The 21,849-nt window shown below is 67.7% G+C and carries 16 protein-coding genes; 7 read left to right on the top strand and 9 right to left on the bottom strand.

Annotated features, from left to right (window positions below; all coding sequences use genetic code 11):
• The first annotated feature begins 16 nt into the window (after window positions 1-16).
• On the top strand, window positions 17-619 hold the full coding sequence (locus LZC95_23400; protein WXA99749.1) for a TerB family tellurite resistance protein: 603 nt from the start codon (window positions 17-19) through the stop codon (window positions 617-619).
• 51 nt (window positions 620-670) lie between these two features.
• On the opposite strand, the gene LZC95_23395 is transcribed toward LZC95_23400, so the two are convergent.
• Complete coding sequence (locus LZC95_23395) at window positions 671-3,079, bottom strand: tetratricopeptide repeat protein (GenBank protein WXA99748.1); 2,409 nt, start codon at window positions 3,077-3,079, stop codon at window positions 671-673.
• A 50-nt stretch (window positions 3,080-3,129) separates the two neighbouring features.
• On the opposite strand from LZC95_23395, the gene LZC95_23390 reads away from it, so the two are divergent.
• Entirely contained in the window at window positions 3,130-5,151 is a 2,022-nt protein-coding gene (locus LZC95_23390; GenBank protein WXA99747.1) for an ATP-dependent DNA helicase, read from the top strand.
• Between the two features lie 154 nt (window positions 5,152-5,305).
• The gene (gene eno, locus LZC95_23385) at window positions 5,306-6,580 is read left to right on the top strand and encodes a phosphopyruvate hydratase (protein WXA99746.1); all 1,275 of its coding nucleotides are present in this window, start codon (window positions 5,306-5,308) and stop codon (window positions 6,578-6,580) included.
• Between the two features lie 89 nt (window positions 6,581-6,669).
• On the opposite strand, the gene LZC95_23380 is transcribed toward eno, so the two are convergent.
• Entirely contained in the window at window positions 6,670-6,828 is a 159-nt protein-coding gene (locus tag LZC95_23380) for a hypothetical protein (protein ID WXA99745.1), read from the bottom strand.
• A 160-nt stretch (window positions 6,829-6,988) separates the two neighbouring features.
• Between LZC95_23380 and LZC95_23375 the strand changes: the two genes are divergently transcribed.
• Together LZC95_23375 and LZC95_23370 are read left to right on the top strand one after the other, a co-directional pair.
• Complete coding sequence (locus LZC95_23375; protein ID WXA99744.1) at window positions 6,989-7,516, top strand: hypothetical protein; 528 nt, start codon at window positions 6,989-6,991, stop codon at window positions 7,514-7,516.
• An 88-nt stretch (window positions 7,517-7,604) separates the two neighbouring features.
• Window positions 7,605-9,143, top strand: a complete 1,539-nt coding sequence (locus LZC95_23370) for a HEAT repeat domain-containing protein (GenBank protein WXA99743.1) — start codon at window positions 7,605-7,607, stop codon at window positions 9,141-9,143.
• Here the strand turns inward: LZC95_23370 and LZC95_23365 are convergent.
• Both LZC95_23365 and LZC95_23360 read right to left on the bottom strand, forming a co-directional pair.
• Entirely contained in the window at window positions 9,140-10,738 is a 1,599-nt protein-coding gene (locus LZC95_23365) for a serine/threonine protein kinase (GenBank protein ID WXA99742.1), read from the bottom strand. The two genes, LZC95_23370 and LZC95_23365, sit on opposite strands and share 4 nt — an antisense overlap.
• Before the next feature lie 117 nt (window positions 10,739-10,855).
• A complete protein-coding gene (locus LZC95_23360) occupies window positions 10,856-12,535 on the bottom strand; it encodes an ATP-binding cassette domain-containing protein (protein ID WXA99741.1) in 1,680 nt (559 codons plus the stop codon).
• 95 nt (window positions 12,536-12,630) lie between these two features.
• On the opposite strand from LZC95_23360, the gene LZC95_23355 reads away from it, so the two are divergent.
• Complete coding sequence (locus LZC95_23355; protein WXA99740.1) at window positions 12,631-16,023, top strand: protein kinase; 3,393 nt, start codon at window positions 12,631-12,633, stop codon at window positions 16,021-16,023.
• Between the two features lie 21 nt (window positions 16,024-16,044).
• Window positions 16,045-16,434 carry a YkgJ family cysteine cluster protein gene (locus LZC95_23350; protein ID WXA99739.1) on the top strand — a complete coding sequence of 130 codons (390 nt, stop codon included), beginning with the start codon at window positions 16,045-16,047 and terminating at the stop codon, window positions 16,432-16,434.
• A gap of 1 nt (window position 16,435) precedes the next feature.
• Here LZC95_23350 and LZC95_23345 read toward each other — a convergent pair whose 3' ends face one another.
• The 5 genes from LZC95_23345 to LZC95_23325 form a co-directional block, all read right to left on the bottom strand.
• A complete protein-coding gene (locus tag LZC95_23345; GenBank protein WXA99738.1) occupies window positions 16,436-17,833 on the bottom strand; it encodes a hypothetical protein in 1,398 nt (465 codons plus the stop codon).
• A gap of 724 nt (window positions 17,834-18,557) precedes the next feature.
• Window positions 18,558-19,685 carry a FecR family protein gene (locus LZC95_23340; GenBank protein ID WXA99737.1) on the bottom strand — a complete coding sequence of 376 codons (1,128 nt, stop codon included), beginning with the start codon at window positions 19,683-19,685 and terminating at the stop codon, window positions 18,558-18,560.
• Window positions 19,682-20,335 (bottom strand): sigma-70 family RNA polymerase sigma factor, encoded by a 654-nt coding sequence (locus LZC95_23335; GenBank protein WXA99736.1) that lies wholly within the window; start codon window positions 20,333-20,335, stop codon window positions 19,682-19,684. The genes LZC95_23340 and LZC95_23335 overlap by 4 nt, the downstream gene beginning before the upstream one ends.
• Before the next feature lie 46 nt (window positions 20,336-20,381).
• Entirely contained in the window at window positions 20,382-21,323 is a 942-nt protein-coding gene (locus tag LZC95_23330) for a hypothetical protein (protein WXA99735.1), read from the bottom strand.
• Window positions 21,324-21,344: 21 nt separating this feature from the next.
• The gene (locus LZC95_23325) at window positions 21,345-21,848 is read right to left on the bottom strand and encodes a hypothetical protein (GenBank protein ID WXA99734.1); all 504 of its coding nucleotides are present in this window, start codon (window positions 21,846-21,848) and stop codon (window positions 21,345-21,347) included.
• Window position 21,849: the final 1 nt, after the last annotated feature.

The raw sequence follows: 21,849 nt of genomic DNA, 5'->3' as shown, positions 1-21,849 counted from the left end.
GGTAATCTCATTGGAAATGTCGAGCGAAGACAAGATTCACCTGCTCGCGAAGATCGCGCGCACGAAAGGGCGCCTGGCGGAGGAGCCTCCGAGCACGCGTGTGCTCGTGGGGGCGCCGACGTCACCCGGGTCGATTCTCATCTTGGCGGCGGCGTCGTATGGAGCCAAGCCGGCGGAGGATGCGACCGTGCCGACGGGGTTCGACCCCGTGGCAGTCGCGCTGTTCGAGTCCATCGTCGAAGGCGCCTACTTGGTGGCATCGGCCGACGGCGTGGTGGACGACGAGGAACGGCGCACGTTGGAACGGGTTGTCACGGCCGCTTGCGGCGGCACCGTGGCGCCGAAGCACGTGGCGGAGCTCATTGCCGAGCTCGAGGCATGGCTCAAGGAAGAAGGCCTCGAGCGGCGCATTGCTGCGGTGGCCACGCAGATCACGCGAAAGAGCCATGCGCGCGAAGTCTTGCGCATTGCAGCCCTGCTCGGTCAGGTGAGTCACGACGTAAGCCAGGTCGAGCGCGACGTGCTCACGCGGCTTGCCGTGGCGTGCGGCCTTCAGCCGGGTGACGTGGACGTTGCCCTGCGCGAAGTCGCCGATTCGCTCGCCGAAGCGGCGTCGTAGTCGTCGCCGGCTCGGGAAAGCTCAAGAAAGCTCACGAAAGCTCACGAAAGCTCAAGAGAGCGCATCGCGGGCGCTGGCGAAAAGCTGCGCTTCCAAATCTTGCCCGCGTGCGCGTGCATCGGCCTCGAGGCGCGTGAGCACGTCGCGCTGCTTCGGTACGAGCGCGATGCGGCGCTCCGGCGTGGCGTCCTCGAGGCGTGCGCTGAGGAGCGCGAAAAGCTCGTGGCTCCGCCCGAGTCGTAGAAGGCGCTCCACCAATTCGTCCACGACGTCGTCGCGCGTGGGATCGGCCTGCAGCTGCCGCGTGAGCTCCTCGACCCGCGCTTCGTCCTCGGCTTCTTGCGCGTCGTTGCCGTGTTCGCCCGTGCCCAGGCCGATGTTCATGATGGACGGCGGCGACGGCGGCAGCCGCGCCATCGACAGGCCCTCCATGTTTGCGAATTCGTCCGGCGAGAACCCGTCCGACGACTCACCGAGCACCGACGGAGGCGCGGGCGGCGGCAGCGGGATGCCTGCGATCTCCGCGCCCACCGCGCGGTACGCCGACACGATGGCCGAGTGATTCGGGCAAAGGCGCAACGCCGCCGCCAAGTGCCGCTGCGCCGCCAGCGAATCGTGCAGCACCTCCCGCTCGAAAATCGCTGCCTCCAGGAGAAACGCGGCCGTGGGCTCGTGCGCATCACGGTCGCCCGGCGGCAATGTCTCCGCGTGATCGCGCAGCCGCGCGAACGCGAGCGATGCGCCGGCCACGTCGCCCAGCTCCGCGCGCCAGCGCCCTTCGAGCGCGCGCGCCTCCACGGCATCGCGGGCGCCCTGCCGCGCTTGTCCGGCCTGTCCGGCCTGTCCGGCCTGTCCCGACGGTCGCACTTGCCGCACGTGCACGATGGCCGCGGGCCGATCGTCCAGCTTCTCCGCGAGCGCCTTGGCCAAATCGATGTGCAGCCCGGCTGCGTCCTCTCCGGCGGCCTCGCGCAGATCGATCGCACGCGTGAGAAGCGCCACCCCGCGTGCCGTCTTGCCGCGTGCCACCAGCGCGCGCCCCAGCCCGGCCAGCGCGTGCGCGTCGTCCGGAACGAAGCGCAGCGCGCGCTCGAACAGCGGTGCCGCGTCCGCGATCAACCCCAGATCCTGCCAGGCCGCCCCCGCGCGCCACCACACATCGTACCGGGCACGCGGTCCGCTGGCCTGCGCTTCCAGGTGCTCCACGTCCGCGCGCGCGTCTTGCGTGCGCCCCAGGGCGAGACGCCGCCGCACACGCGCCCAGCGGATCCGCGGCACCGCGGGCGCATGCGCCACCGCCCGATCGAGCCAGCCCGCGGCCTCCAGCGGATCGCGCGTCAGCTCCGCGGCGCGCTCGAAGGCCCGCGCCGCGAGAACCGGCGCCGTCTCGTGCTCGCCGGCGCGCTCGAACGCCGCAATCGCGCCGCGCACGTCCCCGGTCTCGGCGAGCAATTCGGCGCGCAGAAAATCGAGATGCGAGCCGCGCCCCTCCTCGCGCTCCACTTCCGCAATGGTCGCCAGGGCCGCCTCGGCGCGCCCGCCCACGAACGCGTCGATCTCGGCGATGCGCGAGGCAATCTCGGGGTGACGTGGTGCCCGCTCCAGCGACAAAAGGTCCAGCGCCCGAGCGCCCTCGTAGTTCTTCTCGAGGCGCGCCTCGTCGGCCGCCCGCGTAATGGCCACGGCCTCCATCGCGCGCGTCGCCACCTCCGTGGGCTCCGCGGCCACGGGATGCGCCGATGCATGCACAATCCACGCATCGTGCGCCGCCGCGATTGACGTGATGCTCACGTCCGCGGTTCCCGGCGCGCGCACACCCGCCTCGGGAAGCAGCGCGCGCACCACTTTGGTCACGGCCTTCGGCACGATGAAGCGGGCCCCTTCGCGCCGTGCAAAATTGCCAACCAGCGCCTCCACCGCCGAAATGGCCATGGCCGTGGCCGGCGCCGGAAGCCCCGTGCCGCGCGCCCGCGTCACCATCAGCGATGCGTCCTCCCCGGTCACGGCGACCGTCACCGAGAACGCTAAAATGGCAATCTCCGACGAAAGGGCGAACGATGCCCCGTATTTTTCCACCCCGACCCACACCTCGCAGGGCCCGATCCCGATGAGGCCGCGCAGGCGCCCCGCCGCCCACCGCCGAAGCCGCTGGGACGGAAGCTCCACGCTGATGCGGTCCAACGTCCCGCGCCGGTGCCGAAAGCGGGACACCCCGCCGGATACATCGAGGGGAAAGCGCACCGTGGGGAGCGCAATCACCAGCTCCATGATCTCGAGCACCCCCATCGAAAAAGGCCGCCCCAGCTCCAACCCGAGCCCGCCTTTGCCGATGGCCAGCCGCAGCTCGAGCCCCTCCGGCGCGCGCGGCGCTCCAGTGGACGCGTCCGCCGGTTCGGTGGTCCGATCCGGGGCGCGACGCGCTGGACTTCGTTGCGCTGAGGGCGGCCGCTGGGAATGCACGGTTTTTCTATGGTAGCAAGCACCCTCGAGGGAGCGCGAGTTTAGGAAGAATGCGAGTTGCGGATGTCATGGGGCCGGGAACGGCCCTCAGCCGGGCCTTGGGTGGCTACGAGCCGCGCGAAGGGCAACTTCGCATGGCGCAGGCGGTCGAACGCGCCCTGGAAATCGAGCGCCCGCTGTTCGTCGAGGCGGGCACCGGTACGGGGAAGACGCTCGCCTACCTCATTCCCGCCGCCCTGAGCGGCAAAAAGGTGATCATCTCCACCGGCACCCGCGCCCTGCAGGACCAAATCATGTCCAAGGATCTGCCGCTGGTGGCGCAAGTGCTCGCGCCGCACGGCATCCGATTCCGCTCGGCCATGATGAAGGGCTTATCGAATTATTTATGCCGCCGCCGCTTCCAGGAGCTGCGTGAAACCGAGGCCCACCGCTTCGCCCTCGAAATGGACCTGGTGCACATCGAAAAATGGGTGCCGGGCAGCCGCACCGGCGACCGGGTCGAGCTTTCGATGCTCCCCGACGACTCCCGCGCCTGGTTTGCCGTGCAGTCCTCGACGGATACGCGCATCGGCAAAGGTTGCCCCTACAACGATGACTGCTTCGTCACCCAGATGAAGCAAGAGGCGGAGGAGGCGGACGTGGTGGTGGTGAATCATCACCTCTTTTTCGCGGATCTCGCCCTGCGCCGCGGGATGGCGGGCTCTCAATTGGGAGGCGGGAGGCGCGCGGACATGGCCAGCGTCATCCCCGCGTACGATGCGGTGATCTTCGACGAAGCCCACCAGCTCGAGGACGTGGCGACCACGTTTTTCGGCGTGCGTGCCTCCAGCGCGCGCGTGGATGCTCTGGTGCGTGACGCGCTGCGGACGCTGACGGCGGCCGGGCGAGGGGAGGCCCGCGGCATGCTCGACCGCGTGGAGCATGCGGCCCATGCATTTTTCCGTGCTCTCCCCGCGTCGAGAACCGCGGCGGGCGATCTGGAATCGCGACGGCCGCTCACCGGGCAGGAGCTCGAGGGGCCCACCTACGAGCTTTTCCTGAAGCTTCTCGCGGCCGTGGATGCCCTTGCCACGTACGCGGACTTGTTCGCGCGCGAGGAGTCGATTGCGCTGATCGCGCGCAGGGCGGGGGATTTGAAGCGCGATCTGCAGCAGATCGTCGAGGGCGCGCGCGCCATCGGTCGCGGCAATCCCGAGGATGACGAAGATCCGCAGGCCCTTCGCAACGTCGCGTGGGTCGAGACGCGCGAGAAGTCCGTGGCGATCGGCTCGAGCCCCGTGCACGTGGGCGGTTTGCTGCGCGGGGCGCTTTTCGACCGCGTCTCGGCGGTGATCTGCACCAGTGCCACCCTGGCGACGGCCGGCGGGTTTCACTTTGCGAAGGCGCGGCTCGGGGCGACGCCGGACGCCGAGGAGCTCGTCGTGGCCTCGCCCTTCGACTACGGCTCGCGGGCGGGTTTCTACGTCGCGCGCGATCTGCCCGAGCCGACGAATCCGGCCTTCGAGGCGGCGGCCGCGGAGCGCATCATCGAGCTCGTCGAGATGACCAAGGGCGGGGCCTTCGTGCTGGCCACCTCGAACCGGGCGATGAAGAACCTGTGCGGCATCCTGCGCGGACGCCTCCGCGAGCCCATCTTGCTTCAGGGCGAGGCGCCCAAGCAGATCCTGCTCGCACGGTTTCGCGAGCTTGGAAACGCCGTGCTCGTCGCCACGATGAGCTTTTGGGAAGGCGTGGACGTGCCCGGCCATGCGCTGCGGCTGGTCGTGCTGGACAAGATTCCCTTTGCGGTGCCAACCGACCCTTTGGTGGCATCGCGCTCGGCCGAGGTGGAGCGCCAAGGCGGGAATCCATTCTCGCAATATTCCGTTCCCGCCGCGGCGATCTTGCTCAAGCAGGGCTTTGGCCGGCTCCTGCGTACGCGGAAAGATGGCGGCGTCATCGCGCTCCTCGATCGCCGTGCGACCACCAAGGGCTACGGGCGCATGCTCCTCTCGAGTCTCCCACCGGCGCGACGGCTCGGAACCATGGATGACGTGCGCGCATTTTGGCGCGAACTCGCGCTTCTGGAGTGACGCCCGAGTGACCGCCGCCTCAAGCGGGGCCTAGGCCGGTAGGCTGCGGTAGGCGAAACATGTTTCGTGCGTGCGAACGCAGCGACTCACGCTTTCGCATGAGAGAAATGAGTGCTACTCCCCGGGCTTCCAACGACTTAACCCCGGGTCCAACATGAGCGAAATTTCAGCAGTTTTTGCGCGAGAAATCCTTGATTCGCGCGGCAATCCCACGGTCGAAGTCGAAGTACAAACCGAGAGCGGCCGCGGTCGCGCTGCGGTCCCGAGCGGTGCCTCGACCGGTGAGCACGAGGCCATCGAGCTGCGCGACGGCGACAAGGCGCGCTACCTCGGCAAGGGCGTGCTTCAGGCGGTTCGCAACGTCAATCAGACGCTCGGCCCGGCCATCATCGGGCTCGACTCGCTCGACCAACCGGCCATCGACAAGGTGCTTCTGCAGGCCGACGGCACGGCCAACAAGTCGAAGCTCGGCGCCAACGCGCTGCTCGGCGTGTCCATGGCCGTGGCGCGCGCCGCCGCCGATGTGGTCGGCCTTCCGCTCTGGCGTTACCTCGGCGGTCTCAATGCGCGCGTGCTCCCCACGCCGCTGATGAACATCGTCAACGGCGGGCAGCACGCCGACAACGGGCTCGAGATTCAGGAGTTCATGATCGTGCCCGCCGGCCTTCCCACCTTCGAGGAAGCGCTGCGCGCCGGAACGGAAGTGTTCCACACGCTCAAGGGCATTCTGAAGAAGCGCAACCTGACGACGGCCGTCGGCGACGAGGGCGGCTTCGCCCCGCGCCTCGAGTCGAACGAAGAGGCCATCGGCGTCATCGTTCAGGCGATCGAGGGCGCCGGCTACGCGCCGGGCAAGGACATTTTCCTGGCGCTCGATTGCGCGGCCAGCGAATTTTACGACAAGAAGGCCGGCAAATACACCTTCGACAAGAAGGCCGTTTCGTCCGACGAGCTGATTGGCATCTACGAGAAGCTCACCAAGACGTACCCCATCGTGTCGATCGAAGACGGCCTCGCCGAAGACGATTGGGACGCCTGGAAGAAGCTCACCGAGCGCGTTGGCAATCGCGTGCAGCTCGTGGGCGACGACCTGTTCGTCACCAACGTGGAGCGTCTGAAGCGCGGCATCGACGGTGGCTACGCCAACGCGATCCTCATCAAGCTGAATCAAATCGGCACCCTCACCGAGACGCTCGACACGATCCGCCTCGCGACCGCCGCGAAGTACCGCTCGATCATCAGCCACCGCTCGGGCGAAACCGAGGACACCTTCATCGCCGACCTCGCGGTGGCGACGAACGCTGGCCAGATCAAGACGGGCAGCCTGTCGCGTTCGGACCGGATTGCGAAGTACAATCAGCTCCTTCGCATCGGCTTCGAACTGGGCGCCGGCGCCGCCTTCGCAGGCCGCGATCCCTTCAAGTCGTAATCGTCGTTCGTCGATAGGTGCGCCTCCACGCCGAGGCGCACCTATTGCGAAATGCTGAAATTTGGCGGCACCGTCAATGAGCGGCACTGTCATGACAGTGCTAAATTGAGCGCATGCGCGTCGCCGAGGCCCGAAGTCTTGCCTATCATCAGGCCGTAGCCGAGCGACTTCGCCGCGAGCCGGAGCTCCTCGTTGAGGTTCGGAAGCGCGCGCTTGAATGGCGGGCCCGGCAGGATCGCTCCCGGCATTACGCCGAGGCATGGCTTCGCATCGTCGAAGCAGGCTTACCTGCCGTGCTCGCTGTGCTCGAAGGATCTTCCGAGCGCGATATCGACTTGAGGCACGCGTCGCCGTTCGCGGGGCTCATCTCTCCGAGAGAGCGATGGCGTATCTGGAGGTCGACGCCACATGACCCGAAAGCAGCTTGAGCACATTCTTCGCGCTTCGGGTGACATCGCGGATGATCTTGAAATCGTCGTGATCGGAAGTCAGGCGATTCTGGGTAGTCATCCGGGTGCTCCCGCGGAACTGTTGGTATCCGTCGAGGCAGATGTTTATCCGAAGAATTTCCCGGAGCGTTGGGCGCTCATCGATGGCAGCATCGGCGAGGGGTCCCCGTTTCACGATACCTTTGGCTATTACGCGCAAGGCGTCGAGGAGGGGACTGCGATCCTGCCCGACGGTTGGAAAGAGCGGCTCGTTGCCATTTGCAATGCCAACACGCGAGGCATCACGGGCTGGTGCCTCGAGCCGCACGATTTGGTGATTTCCAAGTACGTCGCCAATCGCGAGAAGGACCGTCGCTTTGGGACGGATGCTTTGCGCTTCGGCCTGACGCGTCTCGAAGAGCTCGAACGTCGTTTGGAGCGTTTGCCGCTGGACTCCGAACGGGTGAACGAGATCCTGGCGCGCATCCGTGCCGACCACCGTCGTTGAGAAATTTGGTCGCGCCGCGCGATTTGGACGAACAAATGCTGCGGTCGGGCGTCCATGAGGCATGGGCCGATCGGTTCTTGCTTGGAAGGTGGCGACCTTTCTTTCGCTCGGGCTCGCTGTGTTCTTTGCGCTGCGCCCGACACGGAAGGCGACGGGGGACGTGGCGCGGAGCGATCGCGCGGAAGTGAGTGCCAACGGGACCTGTGCGGGCGTGGTCACCCCCGTGCCGCTGGGCGGCGGACTCGTGCCCGACTCGGAGCGGGAACCTGGGGCTGCGCCCATGTCGCTTTATGTTGGGCAGTGGATGGCGCGGCTGCGGGCCGCTCGGTTGGAGTCGCACAAGTGCCAGGCGTTGCGTCACCTGGGCATCTCGGGCGAGCCGTCGGCCGTGCAGACGATCCTTGAGGTGTATCGGACGGCACGGCGCCCGGAGCTGCGTTATTGCGCCATCGATGCCCTCGGCGAGACCGGCGCGTCGGAGGCCATGAATTGGCTCGGCGAAATTGCCCGCGGTTCCGATCCAGGGCTCACCGGGGCTGCTTTTGCGGCCCTGGCGATGAGTCGAAGCGAGGCCGCGCATGCGGAGCTGCTCGAGCTGGCGCACGGCGATTCGCCCAAGTTGCAGCGCGATGCCATCATCGCCATGGGGCAGGCGGGCTGGCCCGAGGCCGGGCCGCTTCTCGTCGGCGCGCTGGAGCGTGCGAACGGCAGGGACAAGACGGCCCTCGTGTACGCATTGGGCGAGGCGGGGGACCCTTCGTCGGTGCCCATGTTGCTCAAGCTTGCCCAGCAGGGCGGGCCCGGTGAGATGCGGGCGGTAGCACTGGAGGCACTCGGCCACATTGGAGGCCCCGATGCCCTCGCGTTCCTCGTTCAGGAGGCCCGCGGCAAGAATGCGCCGACGGCCGTGAATGCGCTTGCGCAAATGTCCGACGAGGCCGCGCAGAAGGCGCTCGCCGAGCTTTCGCGAAGCCCGGGGCCTGCGCAGGTGCAAGCGCTGCAGGAGACCATGATCAACGCGCCGCAGACCGATCCACGTGTGCGCGAGCAGGCGCGCGCGGCCTTGATCCGTATTGCCCACCAAGGCGGAAAAGATGCCACGGAGGCGGTCAATGCGCTCGGGCAAGACGAGTCGCTGGAGAGCGCACGCGAGCTCGCCGCCATCGCGCGTGGGAACGGCCCGCAGGCAGAACAAGCCGTCATGTTCCTCGGCCATCGAGACGATCCCGAGTCCGTGCGGACCGTGGCCGAGCTCGCGGAAGGCTCCTCCCCGGCGCGCGCGGGCGCCTTGCAGGCACTGGCCGAGGCAGGCGATCCGCGATCCCTTGGCATTTTCCTCCGCGCCTCCGAATCGCAGGATGCCAGTTCGCGTACTGCCGCATTGGCAGGATTGGCGCAACTCGGCGGCCCGGAGGCCGACCGCATCCTCGAGAGCGCGATTCGCAGCAGCGACGCGTCGACACGGCGTCAGGCGGCGGAGGCGATGTCCTCCAGCGGCAACCCCGACATGCAATCGCGCCTCGAGGCGCTCGCCCGCGATGGCGATCCGCAGATCGCCGCCACCGTGAATCGCATGTACTCGCGCGAGGGCACGGAGGTGCCGCCTGCCGAGCCCTGCGCGCGTTAGTCGTCGAACGTCTTTCGCTCGGTGGGCAACTTGATCGAACCCAGCGGATCGTCCGGAGGCTCCACGGCCACCGGCGCGGGGCGGGGGCGCGCATTTTCGGCGGCGTCCACAATGGCCGCCGCGGCTCCCTCCCGGAGGCCCGCATCGGACGAAGGGGCGTCGCGCTTTACGACACGGCGCTTGTGTGGCGTCGTGGAGACGCGCTCGGCGGGGGCCGGGTCGAACGCGATCGCTTCGGGGAAAGGCCCATCGGGCGTGATGACCACTTGGGTCGTTCGCACACGGCTTCCTGTCGCAATCCCTATTTCATGGCGGCTTCCAAGCTCGCCCACCACTTCCACGTAGCCCGTCGGTGAGGCTTGCACCCGATGCCCATCGACGACGATGTCGTCCGCGGGCGGCACGTGCACCCAGACGGAGCGCTCCGTCGAGGTTACCGCCGCGGTGACGGGTGCCACCCCCGCCGGCGCGGCCGACGCCGGCGATGCAACCGACGTGACCGCGGCGTGCATGGCGCGGGACACCGCGGAACCCCGCGTGCGCCACAGGCCCATGATGGCCAGGAGCACCACGGCCATCGCAATGGCCCCGAGCACCGCCGTCAACAGGGAGCCTTTGTTCGCGCGGGTGGCGATGGAGGCCGTCTGGTCCCAGGTTCGCGCGCCGTCGTCGAAGCGCCGCGGCTCGAAATTCGCGCGGTGCTCGTCGGAAAGCGGTCCCACGTCGGCGGGCGCGATGCGCAGATCGCCCACGATGGACGCGATGGCGTGCGCCATCTCACCTGCCGAGTGAAACCGCGCCGAGACCGGAATGGCCATCGCCCGCTCCACGAAGGCGACCATCTCCGGCGGAACCCAGGGCGCCACCTCGGAAAGCGGGCGCGCGGGTTCCGTGCAGATTGCATACATCAGCCGGACCAGCGTATCGGCGCTCGGGTGCGGCGTCTGCCCGCAGAGCAGCCGATAGAGCACGGCGCCCAGGGAAAACAGGTCGCTTCGATGATCCAACGTCGGCAGGCCCTGCGCCTGCTCCGGCGACATGTAATGCGGCGAGCCCACGACCGCACCGCCCATGGCGGCGGGGTCCTCGCGATCATCGAGATCGCGCACCTTGGCGATTCCGAAGTCGAGCAGTTTGACCACGACCTCGTCCGCCTCGAGCGAGAGAAAGATGTTCGCCGGTTTGACGTCGCGGTGGATGATGCCCGCGGCGTGCGCCTTCGACAGGCCCAACGCGGCCTGACCCACGATGCTGAACGCCAACTCGGGTGCGAGCGGACCGAATCGCTTGATGAGCGTGTGCAGGCTCTCGCCGCGCAGAAGCTCCATCACCAGATAACGGCGGCCCGTATCGCGGTCCGTGCCCGCGTCGAAGACCTGCACGATGTGCTCGGCGTCGAGCGTGCCGGCGGCATAGGCCTCGTGGCGAAAGCGGTCGCTCGCCACCGCCTCGTTCACCGCCGGCTGCTCGTACAGTAGTTTTACGGCGACCGCCCGGCCGGTGACCATGTGGCGTGCTTCGAACACCTCGCCCATGCCACCGGTGCCGATGGATCGTTCGAGACGATACTTTTCGCCGATGATCGTTCCGAGCATGCCGACGAGAGCCCTTGGGGTAGAGCTTTACGACATCCCATGGTGCTCCATTCGCAGCGAAATCGCCAGCGAACTGGACTACAGCGTCAGCGCAACGGGTCGCAAAACGGAAACGCGTTATTTCCGCAAATAATCGCGGCCTTCGCGCTCCAGGTACTCGTCGTAGGTGCCACCGAACTCGACGACCTTGGCCGCCTCGCGCTTCTCACCCGTCCCACCTTCGCCAGGCTGTAGCTCCAGAACGCGATTGGTGAGCTCGGCAACGAAGTGCCGGTCGTGGCTGACCACGACCACCGTCCCGGGGAACGGCTTCAACCCGTCGAGCAGACCCTCGATGGATTCGATGTCCAGGTGGTTCGTCGGCTCGTCGAGCACCAGCACGTTGTGCTTTTGCAGCAGCAACTTGGCCAAGAGAAGGCGCGCCGATTCACCGCCGGAGAGCGCCTCGATCTTCTTCAGCGCGGCCTCGCCCGAAAAGAGGAGGCGCCCGAGGATCGAGCGAATCTGCTCTTGCGTCGCCGTCTTGTCGAAGGAGTAGAGCCACTCGTACGCGGTGAGCCCCTTGGCCGTCTCCCCGAGGGCCTCGTGGTGGTCCTGCGCGAAGTAGCCGACGCTGGTCTCGTGACCCCAGCGGATCTCGCCGGTGTCGGGCTTGAGGATGTCCTTCTTGGTGTCCGCGTCCAAGCCGCCGTAGGCGCCGACGATCAACTTCAACAACGTCGATTTGCCGATGCCGTTCGGACCGATGACGGCCATCTTGTCGCCGCGGTTCAAGTTGAGGCTCAGGCCCTTGAAGATCTTCTTCTCGGGGCCGAAGGCCTTGTCGACATCGTTCACGCGGAGGACATCGCGGCCGCTGGGCTTGTCCAACTCGAAGCGCACGAAGGGACGCACGAGGCTCGATCGTTTGAGCTCCTTCACCTCGAGCTTTTCGATCTGCTTCACGCGGGACTGCGCCTGCTTGCTCTTCGAGGCGTGCGAACCGAAGCGGTCGACGAACTGTTGCAACTCCGCAATTTTCTTCTTCGCGGCCGCGTTTTGCGCCTGGGCGCGCTGGCGGTTCTCGTACTTCTCCTCGACGAAGTCCGTGTAGTTGCCTGTGTAGACCGTAATGGTCTGGTAATCGATGTCCGCCATGTGCGTGGCGACGGCGTTCAGGAAGTGCCGGTCGTGCGAGACGATGACCAGCGTGCCCTTGTAGTCGACGAGGAACTGCTCCAGCCAACGGATGGAGTCGAGGTCGAGGTGGTTCGTCGGCTCGTCGAGCAGGAGCACGTCGGGGTGCAGAAAGAGCACCTGGGCCAGAAGCACCCGCAGCTTGTAGCCGGCGGCGAGGGTGCTCATCGGATCCGTGTGCTTGTGCGTCGGAATGCCGAGGCCCACCAGGAGCTCCGCGGCCTCGCTTTCGGCGACGTAGCCGTTTTCCTCGGCGATGATGCCTTCCAGCTCGCCCAGACGGATACCGATCTCGTCCGTGACCTCACCTGCGAGCAGGGTGTCCTTCTCGGTCATCGCGTCCCAGAGGGCCTTGTTGCCCATCAGGACGGCGTCCAAAATGCGTTCTTTGTCGTACGCAAAGTGGTTTTGCTTGAGGACGCCGAGCCGCAACGACGAGGGAATACTGATGGATCCCATGTCGGACTCTTCGTCTCCCGCGAGCATTTTCAGCAGGGTCGACTTGCCGGCGCCGTTGGCCCCCACCAAGCCATAACGCTTGCCGGGGTCGAACTGCATCGACACGTTCTCGAAGAGAATCTTGGGTCCGAATCGTTTGGTGAGGTTCTCGAGAAGAATCACGGGCCCCTTCCTACCAAAGAAGCGAAAGTCGTCGAGGGAAAAGCTGGAAAATCGTGGCGGTTTTTCGTGCGGCAGCGGATGATGAGTGAATCACCGTGAAAGGACCGTGGACCTACGTCAGCGGCCTGCTCGATCTCCCGCGGATGCACGACCCTGCAGAGCGGCGCGCATCGTGGCGGCAGGCTTTGGCGACTCTCGCCCGAGTGAGCGTGCAGGATGGGCCCAGCCCGCTCGATGGCTTGCATCCGGATGCCCTCGTCAAGGTCGTGCGCGTGGCGCTCCACGATGGCCTGGTCGACGATTTGGATTGGTTGGCGCCCCCGGCGTCGGGCGCGGCGCTGTATGCGCTCGCCGCCGCGCTCCCCCCGGGCCCGGAACAGCGCGAAATGGGACGGCGTGTTCTCGGGCGCCTGAACGCGGCGAATGCCGAGACGTTCGTGGCCATGGCCACCCGCATGGCGCTCGGTTCCGGGAAGGGGCTGGGCACGTCGGCCGTGCGCGCGCGGGTGGCGCTGGTGGTGGATTTGCCTTTGGCGCTGGGGGTTCGCGATGGGCCGCTGGCCTATGGGCTCTGCGCATCGCGGGAGCTTGCCCGCGAGTGGATCGTGATGCCGTCCAGCGGTTCGCTGCATGCACGGCGCATTGCCGCGCGGCTCCTGGAACGGGCGGCCCGGGAGGCGGCCACGCGCGCGCAGCAGGGCGATGATCACGCGCTGCGCGTGTTCCAGGCCGACGGGCTGCAGGAGGCGTGGCGCAGGTTGCTCGGGGATCGCGAGTCGCTGGTGTGGCGATCCATCGCCGTGGCGCGTGGGCTGCTCGCGCCATTCGTGCCGGCGTTGAAGGCGGAGGTGGCGGGCGCGTTGGCGCCGGGGCTTACGCCGACGGAGTGGCGTCGCGGGGCCACGTCACTTGCGGCGATGGTGGCGGTGAGCCCCGATGCCGCGCTGCGCGGTGCGGTTCACGCGATCGACAGCGGCGCGCTGGAGCGCGACACGGGGATGACCGCGGCGTTCGCGTGGGGCTTGCCGCGCGCGGCGGAGGCCGAGCCCGACGCGGCGAAGGTGCTGCTCGAGCGGCTGGTGGCGCGCGCGGGGTTCGAGGCGTCGGAGGCCATCGCGGAGTTGCTCGCGGAGTACGGCAAGGGCTCCTTCGTGGAGCGTGCGGCGGCAAAAGCGTTTGCGGCACTAGGGCGCATCAGCAACCCCGATCCGCTGGTGCCCGACGATGCGGCGCAGGCCCTGGCGCGTGAAATTGCGCGCGACTTGAAGCGCGAGACGCGCGACGAACCGTCGCTGCGCGAGCAACTCGCGGCGGCGTTGGAGCTTTTCGTCACGCACGGCGCGAAGCAGTCGTACGCGGCGGCGCGCGAGGTGCTCTCGGGGGCGGTGGCGGCGCTGGATACGCTCGACGTGCTCGCGCAGGACGAGGCCGACGAAGGTCGAGGCGGATCGACGGCGCGGCGCACGTCGCTGGCGGTGGTGCGCGATCTGGATATCACCTTGCTCGAGCGCCACACCTTGTCCGACTTGCTCAAGCTCGGCGGCGCCGATGCAACGAGGCACGAGGACGAACTCGACACCGTGCGCGAGCGCATCGCCTCGTGGATCCTCGCGCGCGAGACGGGATCGGGCGCGCATGCGACGTTGCGCCTGCGGCGATTGCGCGCGCTGATCCACCTCGTCGACAGCGACGTGGGCGCGTACGACGAGCCGGCGCGGGCGGCGAAGCTTCGCACGCGGTGGTGCCGCATTGCAGGCGCGCTGGTCGAGCGGTTCGAGTCGGGGCCGCCGCCGGTGCTCGTGCGAACCTTGTCGGCGGCGCTGGCGCGCACGCTGGATGCGCTGGTGCGGGCGGAGGCCATCGAGACGGTGGACGCGCTGCTCGTGGGCGTCGGGGTAGGGGATGCGCTCGCGCCCGTGTTCGACGAGCCCGTCGCATTCCGCGCGGCGTTGGCGACGGCGCCGCTGACGCACCTGCGCACCTTGGCCGAGGCGGCCATGGATCCCGATTTGAAGCACATGTTCGAGCGCTACGAGCGCTTCGTTCGCACGTGCAGCCCGAGCAGCCTCGCGAATGCGGGCGGTGAGCCGGCGCCGCTTCAAGCGCAGCTCGGGGCGCTGGACGAACTGGCGCGCGAGCTCTTTCTGCATCCGTCGAAGCGCGGTGAGGCGTTTCGGACGGCGCTGGTCGGTTTGCACGGGGCGCTGGTCGCCATCGAGGAAGCGCCCACGCTTTCGGCGCTGGTCGATCCCAGCGGCGGCGAGTACGGGCCCCTCGGCGCGCTGGAAACGCAGCTCGCCACCTTGCGGTATTTGACGCGGTTCGCGCGCGGGCGGGTCGATGGATCCCAGCTGGAAACGGCGCCGGAGCAGCCCACCGAGGAGGGCATTCGTGTGCTGGTCGCGCGTGCGGTTTCAGGGGCGGCGCCGCAGCTCACGCGGGAAACCGTGGCCGGGTGCGAGTCGCGTCTCTTGAACGGCGTTCCTCCGTCGCTGGCGCGCGTGGTGTCGTCGGTGCTCGCGTACTTGCATGCGATGCCGGCCGACAGCGAAATCGTCGACTCGCAGCACGTGCGCGTGGCAAAGCCCGATCCGCTGCCCTCGTGGGTGCCGCCCCGGCGCACCATCGGTGGCTTCTACATCGTGAAGGCGCTGGGCTCGGGCGGGTCGGGCAGCGTGTTCATCGTCAACCGCGTGGAGGATCGGCACGAGTCGAATGCGGAAAAGTTCGCGCTCAAGGTGCCCGATTATTCGGCCACGGCGGCGCGCACCCTGTCCGAGGCGGCGTTCTTGGATCTTTTCCGGGCGGAAGCCTCGGCGCTCATCGCGCTGCCGCAGCACAAGAACCTGGCGCGCTTCGTCACGTTCGATCTGGCGGCGCGGCCAAAGCCCATCTTGGTGATGGAGCTCGTGGAAGGGGCCACCTTCGCCAACGTGATCGATTCGCGTGCGCTGGACATGCAGCGCTGCTTCGGCGTGCTCGACGATGTCCTGCACGGCCTGGAGGCGATGCACCGCGTGGGCGTGGGCCATCTCGATCTGACGCCGTCGAACGTGGTGCTTCGCGCGGGCCAAGACGGCGTGCTCGTGGACTTCGGCCTGGCCGGTCGCCATATCCGTCCCGGCTGCGCGACGGGCCCGTACGGCGCGCCCGAAGTCTGGGGTGCGACCAGCGGCAACGGCCAGCAATCGCCGCAGGCCGCCGATGTGTACGCCTTCGGGTGCCTCGCCTTCGAGGCGCTCACCGGTGTTCCGCTCTTTCAGGCGCCAAGCGAGATGGCCCTCATCGCGGCGCACATCGCCCACGATGGCCTTCCGCCGCGCCTCCGCGCGCTGGCCACCCGCGTCGGGCTCGCCCCGCTCGGCGAGGCCATCTTCTGGACCTTGCGCCGTGATCCGACCCTGCGTCCCACCATCTCCCAGGTGCGCAGCGATTTCGCCCAGGTCGCCTCACGGCTTTCTGGGTTGAAGTGGCCGCTTTCCATTTAGCGCGGTAAACATCCGCTGCGTATGCCCACCCCCGTTGCTGGAGAGCCCGATCCGAACGGCGCAGATTGCGTCGGTTGCGGCCGTTGTTGCCATCATCCGCCGCACACGGTGCACTTTCTCGAGAGTGACGATGCGCGCATGGGAAAGCGGCTGCTCGAGATTTACACCGAGGAGTACCTGGTGCCGCCGGGCTTTCGCTTCATGAAGAATGTCCCGGCGGACAACGGTATTGCAGGGGAGACACGGTGTGCGGGGCTCGATGTTTCGGTGCCGGGGCAGTACCCGTGCGCCGTCTACGAGGTGCGCCCGGAGGATTGCCGCATCGTCGAACCGGGATCGCCGGCGTGCCTCGAAGCACGCCGGCTCGGTCACCTCGGGAGCTCGGTGGAGTTCCACCGGCCGCTCCCGTGAATCAGTTGACGATGTTGATGCAGAATCCGTTGTTGCACGGGACGCCGTTGCAGCAATCGGAGGCAATCTTGCAGCTCTGACCGTAAAGCGAGCACGTTCCGGTGCCGCCGTCCGGCGTCGTGGTCGCGCCGCAGGTGCCCTTCACGGAGCCGGGCGGCGTGTTGCAGGTTAGACCGTTGCAGCAGTCGGCGTTGACGCTGCAGGCGTTGCCCGTCTGGCTGCACTGCGTGGTGGGCGGAGCGCAACGAAGCGTACCGCTCGCGTCGGGCAGGCACTTGGCGCCGTTGCAGCAGTCGCCCGAGAAGGCGCAGGTTTGACCGGTGCTGCGGCAGGGAAGGCCGCCGTCCACACCCACGGCGTGGCAACGCGGAACGCCCACGGGGTCGAGCTCGCAGTTGGTCTTCGAGCCGAGGTGCTCGCAGCAGTCGTTGCGCGCCGAGGAGACGCTGCACACGTAATCCTTGAAGTGGCAGACGTTGCCTTCGGGATTGCAGCTGCGCGGGTTGCGGCAGATGCCCACGGCGGCGCCGGGTTCCTTGTCGCAGGTGACATTGCCCTCGCCGGGCAGCCCCGTCCCAGGAGCGCCGCAGCAATCCTTGTCCGAGCGGCAAAGGTCGCCGTTGACGCGGCAGCCGTTGGCCGGCTGGCAAATGTTCACGCCGGAGGGCGCATACGGAGCGCAGAGCCGGCTGCAGCACGCGTTGCAGCCTTCGCCTTCGCACACCGTGCCGTCGACACCACCGTTGCAATACGTCGCACCGGTCGGCGCGCTGCACGTACCGAGGGCCGCGCCGGCGGCCTTGGTGCAGATGCCGCCGCAGCAGTCCTCGGCATGGGCGCACGCATCGCCGCTTTGAATGCAGTACGACGAGTTCAGTTGGCAAACGCCTCCTTTGCACAACTTGGAGCAGCAATCGCCGGCGCCCGAGCATGCGTTGCCCGCGGTCTTGCAGGAGCCCGGATCGGGGTTGAGCGGCTGACACACGCCGCCCGAGCATTTACCGCTGCAGCACGATTCGGGGGTGGTGCAGGCCTTCGAATCCTGAATGCAGGCAGCCGCCGCACACTTTCCGCCTTCGCAGCGCATGCTGCAGCAATCCGTCCCGTTGCCGCACGCCGCGCCGGCCACCGAGCATTGTCCGACGCCGCCGGTACACTTCTTCGAGCTGGGATCGCACGTGCCGGTGCAGCATTTTTCGCCCGAGGTGCAGGAGGTTCCGGGCGGATCGCACGCCGATGGCACCCCGCCATCGAGATCGCCAAAGCCTCCATCGCCATCGACGACGTCCGGCCCGGCGTCACCACCACCACCGTTGATGGAGGCGTCGTCGTTGCTGCCGCAGGCGAAAATCACCGCAGCGAAGAAAATGAGAAAAAGGACAGTACGGCGCATCGTCATGGCCCCAGTGTGGTTCGACGATTCCCAAATCAGGCACCGCCCGTGTCGATTTAGGATCGATTCATTTTCAATTCGGGCGAACGCAGGAGAGCGTAGCAGGGTCGCATACGGATTGATCGCTCGGGCAATCGGTTGAAACGAGACAACGCACGCATCTGCCCGAAATGAGATCGCAGCGCGGATGACCTATTGCACAATCCGTGTCCACCAGGCACTCGACGCATCGGCCCGTGGCAACTTGGCATACACGTGCCTTGTCCGAATTTTTGCAGTCGCTATGCGCTTGGCACTCTTTGCATATTTGCGATTCGGAGTGGCAACTCGAATTGCCAGGGCAGGTGCCCCCATCTTGGCACGAGGGGACACAGACCTTCTGCGCGCAGAGCTGACCTGACGCACAGTCCCCGCGGGTGCCGCATCCGACGCAGCGATGGAGGGCGGTATCGCATCGAGACGTCGGTGCCGTGCAATGGGAATCGGAGGTGCACGCGACGCAGGCGCCGGAGGTGGGGTCGCAATGCAAATTGGATAACGGGCAGATGCCGGCTTGGGTGCGGCAATCCACGGGAGGCGCCGGCGCGTCCGCGCGTGCGTCGAGGGATGCATCCAATGCGGCGCCTCCGTCCGTGGGATCGGTGAACTCGAGCTCACCGTGGCAGGCGGCGAAGCACACGAGCCCTGCGAAACCGGCGAAGCCGAGGGAGGCGAAACGCATCGCGCGAGTTTATTCGCCGAGGAGCGCGCGCGCATCGGCGCGGGCGAATCCGTTGGGATAGCGGTCCACGTACTCCTTGGCCGCGGCACGTGCGGCGGCGCGGTCGACGTGCGTGAGCAACCGCCACCGCTCGACGGCGGCGCTTTCCGCGAGCGCGCTCTTGGGATAACGCGCGAGAAACGTCTCGAACGTGGCGATGGCACCGCGCGCATCGCCCGCGCGCTTCTTGTCCGTGGCCCGCGCGAAAAGGTCATTTTGCGCGGAGAGATCCGACGCAGCCGTGTCGGGCGCGGCGACCGCAGGCGGCACAGGCGCGACAGGCGCGAGAGGCGCGACAGACGTGACAGGCGGGGGACGTTTGGTCACGAGGGCGTTGGTATTTTGCGGAGCTGGAGGGCTCGGGCGCACCAACTGGACCTCCGGAGGAGGCGATGCGGGCGATGCACACGGCCACTCCTCACCGGCGGCGACGCGCGTCTCGACGCCTCCGTGGCGCACGACCACAACGCCCTCGAGCACGTGCACGCGCGTGGTGCTTCCGCCGCAGGCGGCGTGCGGCTCGCCGGTGGAGACGCGGAATTGCGTGCCGCGGACCTCCACGTCGGCGTCGGGGGTGCGCACCACGAAGCGGTCTCCCTCGCTCAATTTCGAAACACGGGCCTGCACCGCACCCCTGGCGAGCCAGTAAATCTGGTGGCGATTCTGCGAGAGCACCGACAGATCCGCCTCCGGCTCCAGCGCGAGGTGCGTTCCCGTCGTCAGGGCCAAGGCGGCATGTCCGCCCTCGCGCACCACCACGTGATCGCCGGTTTGAACCTTTTTGCCCGCGGCCAGCGTTTCGCGGGCACCGTCGCGCTCCACGTAGGCGGCTTCGTTGCTCGCCTCGGCGACGGCCTCCACCTGTGCGGGGCGCCCACGCACGAAAAGTGCGACCGCCGCCGCAGCCGCCAGAACCGCCACACCCGCGCCGGCTCCGCGCAGAAGCCTTTTCCGCCGGGCGCGCTGTCGAATGGCGTCGCGGATGGCATCGATGCGCTGTGCGCGTCCCACATCGACGTGCTCGATGCCGTCGTCCGCATTCACTTCACGGCGGAGTGCCTGCGCGGCAAGATCCGCGTATTCGGGACCTCGGTTCATGGCTCCGCCCCCGTTTCGAGCGCACCGCGCAGCTCGGGATCTTCGGCGAGCCGCTCGTGCAGCTCGCATCGCCCGCGCACGAGCCGCGTCTGGGCGGCGGCGACGCTCACCCCCGTGATCGTGGCAATCTCGCGCAGATCGTAGCCGCACACGTCGTGAAGCAAGAAGGTCCACGCCTTCTCGGGATTCAGCTCGGCCAGATGCCCGCGCACCCGCTGCATGGTGTTGCGCGCGCTCAAGGTGCGCGACAGCTTCGCCGGATCCAGATCGTCGGGTGGGGGCGGCGCGAAGATGAGGCGCTCGCGCTTGCGCCGGCGTAGATGGTTGTACACTGCACGTGACGCGATGGTGGAGGCCCACGACTCGAGGGAGCACTCGCCGCGGTACCGATCGAACGACTGAATCAACTCGACCATGCTGAGCTGAATGAGGTCCTCGTAATCGGCATCGCGCCGGCCGAGCAAGCGTTGGATGGTGCGGCTGACGCAGGGGTAGAGGCGGTCATGAAAGGCGGTGGCGGCCAGATCGTCGTTCGCTCGGATGGCGGCGATGAGCTGCGCATCGTCGAGCGCGGGCGTCACCGGTCCAGGCGCAGTCGGCTGGGGAGCCGGCGCCGGGCGCGAGGTGACGAGACGAAGCTTGGCCTGCACGATCCGGAGAGTAACCCGACGCCCTGAAAGCCAGGCAGGGCGCCCCTCAAAAGCGCACCCTCCCGCCCAGCTCGCCCGTACCACGGTACGCGGACAGCGTGGTCTCTGTGCGGCCATTGACTACAATGTCCGTCTCGCCGAAGTTCGCCTGCAGGCCGAACCCTGCGAACGCCGTCACGTGCGGCGTGAAAAACCACGCCGCCGTCACGCGAAGCCGCGCGCCCGGCACCCAGCGACCCTCCGTGTGGGAGCCTGCGGCGCCGCTGCGCGAGACGGCTTCGTGCGAAAGGGCAGCCTCCGCCGAAACGGCGAGCTCGAACGGGCGCTCCGGAGCCGCCAGCACCAGCGGCACCTTGGCGCCGACCGAAAGGGACGCGACGTCCACGCGGCCGTCGATGTCCTTCATCGCGCCCGTGTACCAAGCCGCACCCACCGTGAGACCCGCACGCGGAGCGATGAAATAAGCCGCGCGCAGGCCGCCGCCCCACGCGGTGGCATGCGCCGCGACGTGCCCTTGCGCGCTGGCCTCCAGCTCGAACGGCCGCCGCGGCCACGAGGGCGCGGCCGGCGGTGCAGGTGGTGCCGGAGCTTTTGCAGCCGCCGCGGGCGGTGTTTCGAGCGCGGGCCCGAGAGGGCTCTCGGTGCGAATCATCGTGGCCAAGGTGAAGCCGATGGTGCGCCCTCGTTCATCGAGGGCATCGGCTTCCTGGAACGAGAAAAAGCGGTCCGTCCATCCCGCTTGCCCGCTCCAGTGCGCGTGCAGGGAAACCCGCCCGCCCTCGAGCCATCGCAACGTCACCACCGCGTTCGCATGAAGCCGATCGGCAAGGCCCACGGCTTCGTCGTCCGAGGCCGGCGTGCGCGCATCGACCACCACGCGCGCCTCGGCACCGAGCGAGCGTGACGTCGCCGCCGCCAGGCCCGCGATGAGCGGGGCCTGTGCCTCGCCCGGCGGAACCAGCAGCAGAATGACGACGCCCGCGCTCATCAGGTGGAGGGGGTCGCGAGGTCAGGTGTCGCCGAAAACCGCTTTTTTCAGCTGGCCGGAGACGTTGAAGTCCACGAGCTCGTTGTAGCCGCCCACCGCCGTGCCCGCGACGAAGACCACGGGCAGATCGTCCTCCTTGCACCGCGCCTCGCGCATCACGAAGTCTTTCGTGGCCTCGTCGCCGGCGACGTCGAGCTTCTTGAACGCGATCGACGCGCCGGAGAGCAACTCCTCGATGCGGCCGAGCATGCGCGCATTGCGGTCCTTCTCGAAGTAGACCATGACGGGCGCCTGCTCCCGGGCCACGGTGGTGCGCTGGCCGTCATTGCGCGGTTCCCGCAGTCGGGTGAGGCGTTCCCGGGCTTCGCGGCGGCGCAAGAGCTCCTCCTGGGAACACAGGGGTTGCCCCAAGGTCACGTTGAGCCGCCGCAGAAGGTCCTTCGGGACACGGACGGGGGCCAAGTTGTCGCCGAACGGCGTGGTGATGGCGCGGTGAAGGGCGGATCGGAGGCTGCCTTTGAGCATG

This window comes from Sorangiineae bacterium MSr12523, from assembly GCA_037157775.1.
In the GTDB taxonomy this organism is placed as follows: domain Bacteria; phylum Myxococcota_A; class Polyangia; order Polyangiales; family Polyangiaceae; genus Pendulispora; species Pendulispora brunnea.
The sequence above is the reverse complement of the archived record's forward strand: the minus strand, read 5'-3'. Positions and strand labels throughout refer to the sequence as shown.

Coding starts and splice junctions, on each gene's coding strand:
- LZC95_23350 (WXA99739.1), top strand. CDS start 16,045: ATGCCCACCCCCGTTGCTGGAGAGCCCGATCCGAACGGCGCAGATTGC.
- LZC95_23380 (WXA99745.1), bottom strand. CDS start 6,828: ATGCCGGGAGCGATCCTGCCGGGCCCGCCATTCAAGCGCGCGCTTCCG.
- LZC95_23365 (WXA99742.1), bottom strand. CDS start 10,738: ATGCTCGGAACGATCATCGGCGAAAAGTATCGTCTCGAACGATCCATC.
- eno (WXA99746.1), top strand. CDS start 5,306: ATGAGCGAAATTTCAGCAGTTTTTGCGCGAGAAATCCTTGATTCGCGC.
- LZC95_23400 (WXA99749.1), top strand. CDS start 17: ATGTCGAGCGAAGACAAGATTCACCTGCTCGCGAAGATCGCGCGCACG.
- LZC95_23345 (WXA99738.1), bottom strand. CDS start 17,833: ATGACGATGCGCCGTACTGTCCTTTTTCTCATTTTCTTCGCTGCGGTG.
- LZC95_23340 (WXA99737.1), bottom strand. CDS start 19,685: ATGAACCGAGGTCCCGAATACGCGGATCTTGCCGCGCAGGCACTCCGC.
- LZC95_23390 (WXA99747.1), top strand. CDS start 3,130: ATGCGAGTTGCGGATGTCATGGGGCCGGGAACGGCCCTCAGCCGGGCC.
- LZC95_23330 (WXA99735.1), bottom strand. CDS start 21,323: ATGAGCGCGGGCGTCGTCATTCTGCTGCTGGTTCCGCCGGGCGAGGCA.
- LZC95_23375 (WXA99744.1), top strand. CDS start 6,989: ATGACCCGAAAGCAGCTTGAGCACATTCTTCGCGCTTCGGGTGACATC.
- LZC95_23325 (WXA99734.1), bottom strand. CDS start 21,848: ATGCTCAAAGGCAGCCTCCGATCCGCCCTTCACCGCGCCATCACCACG.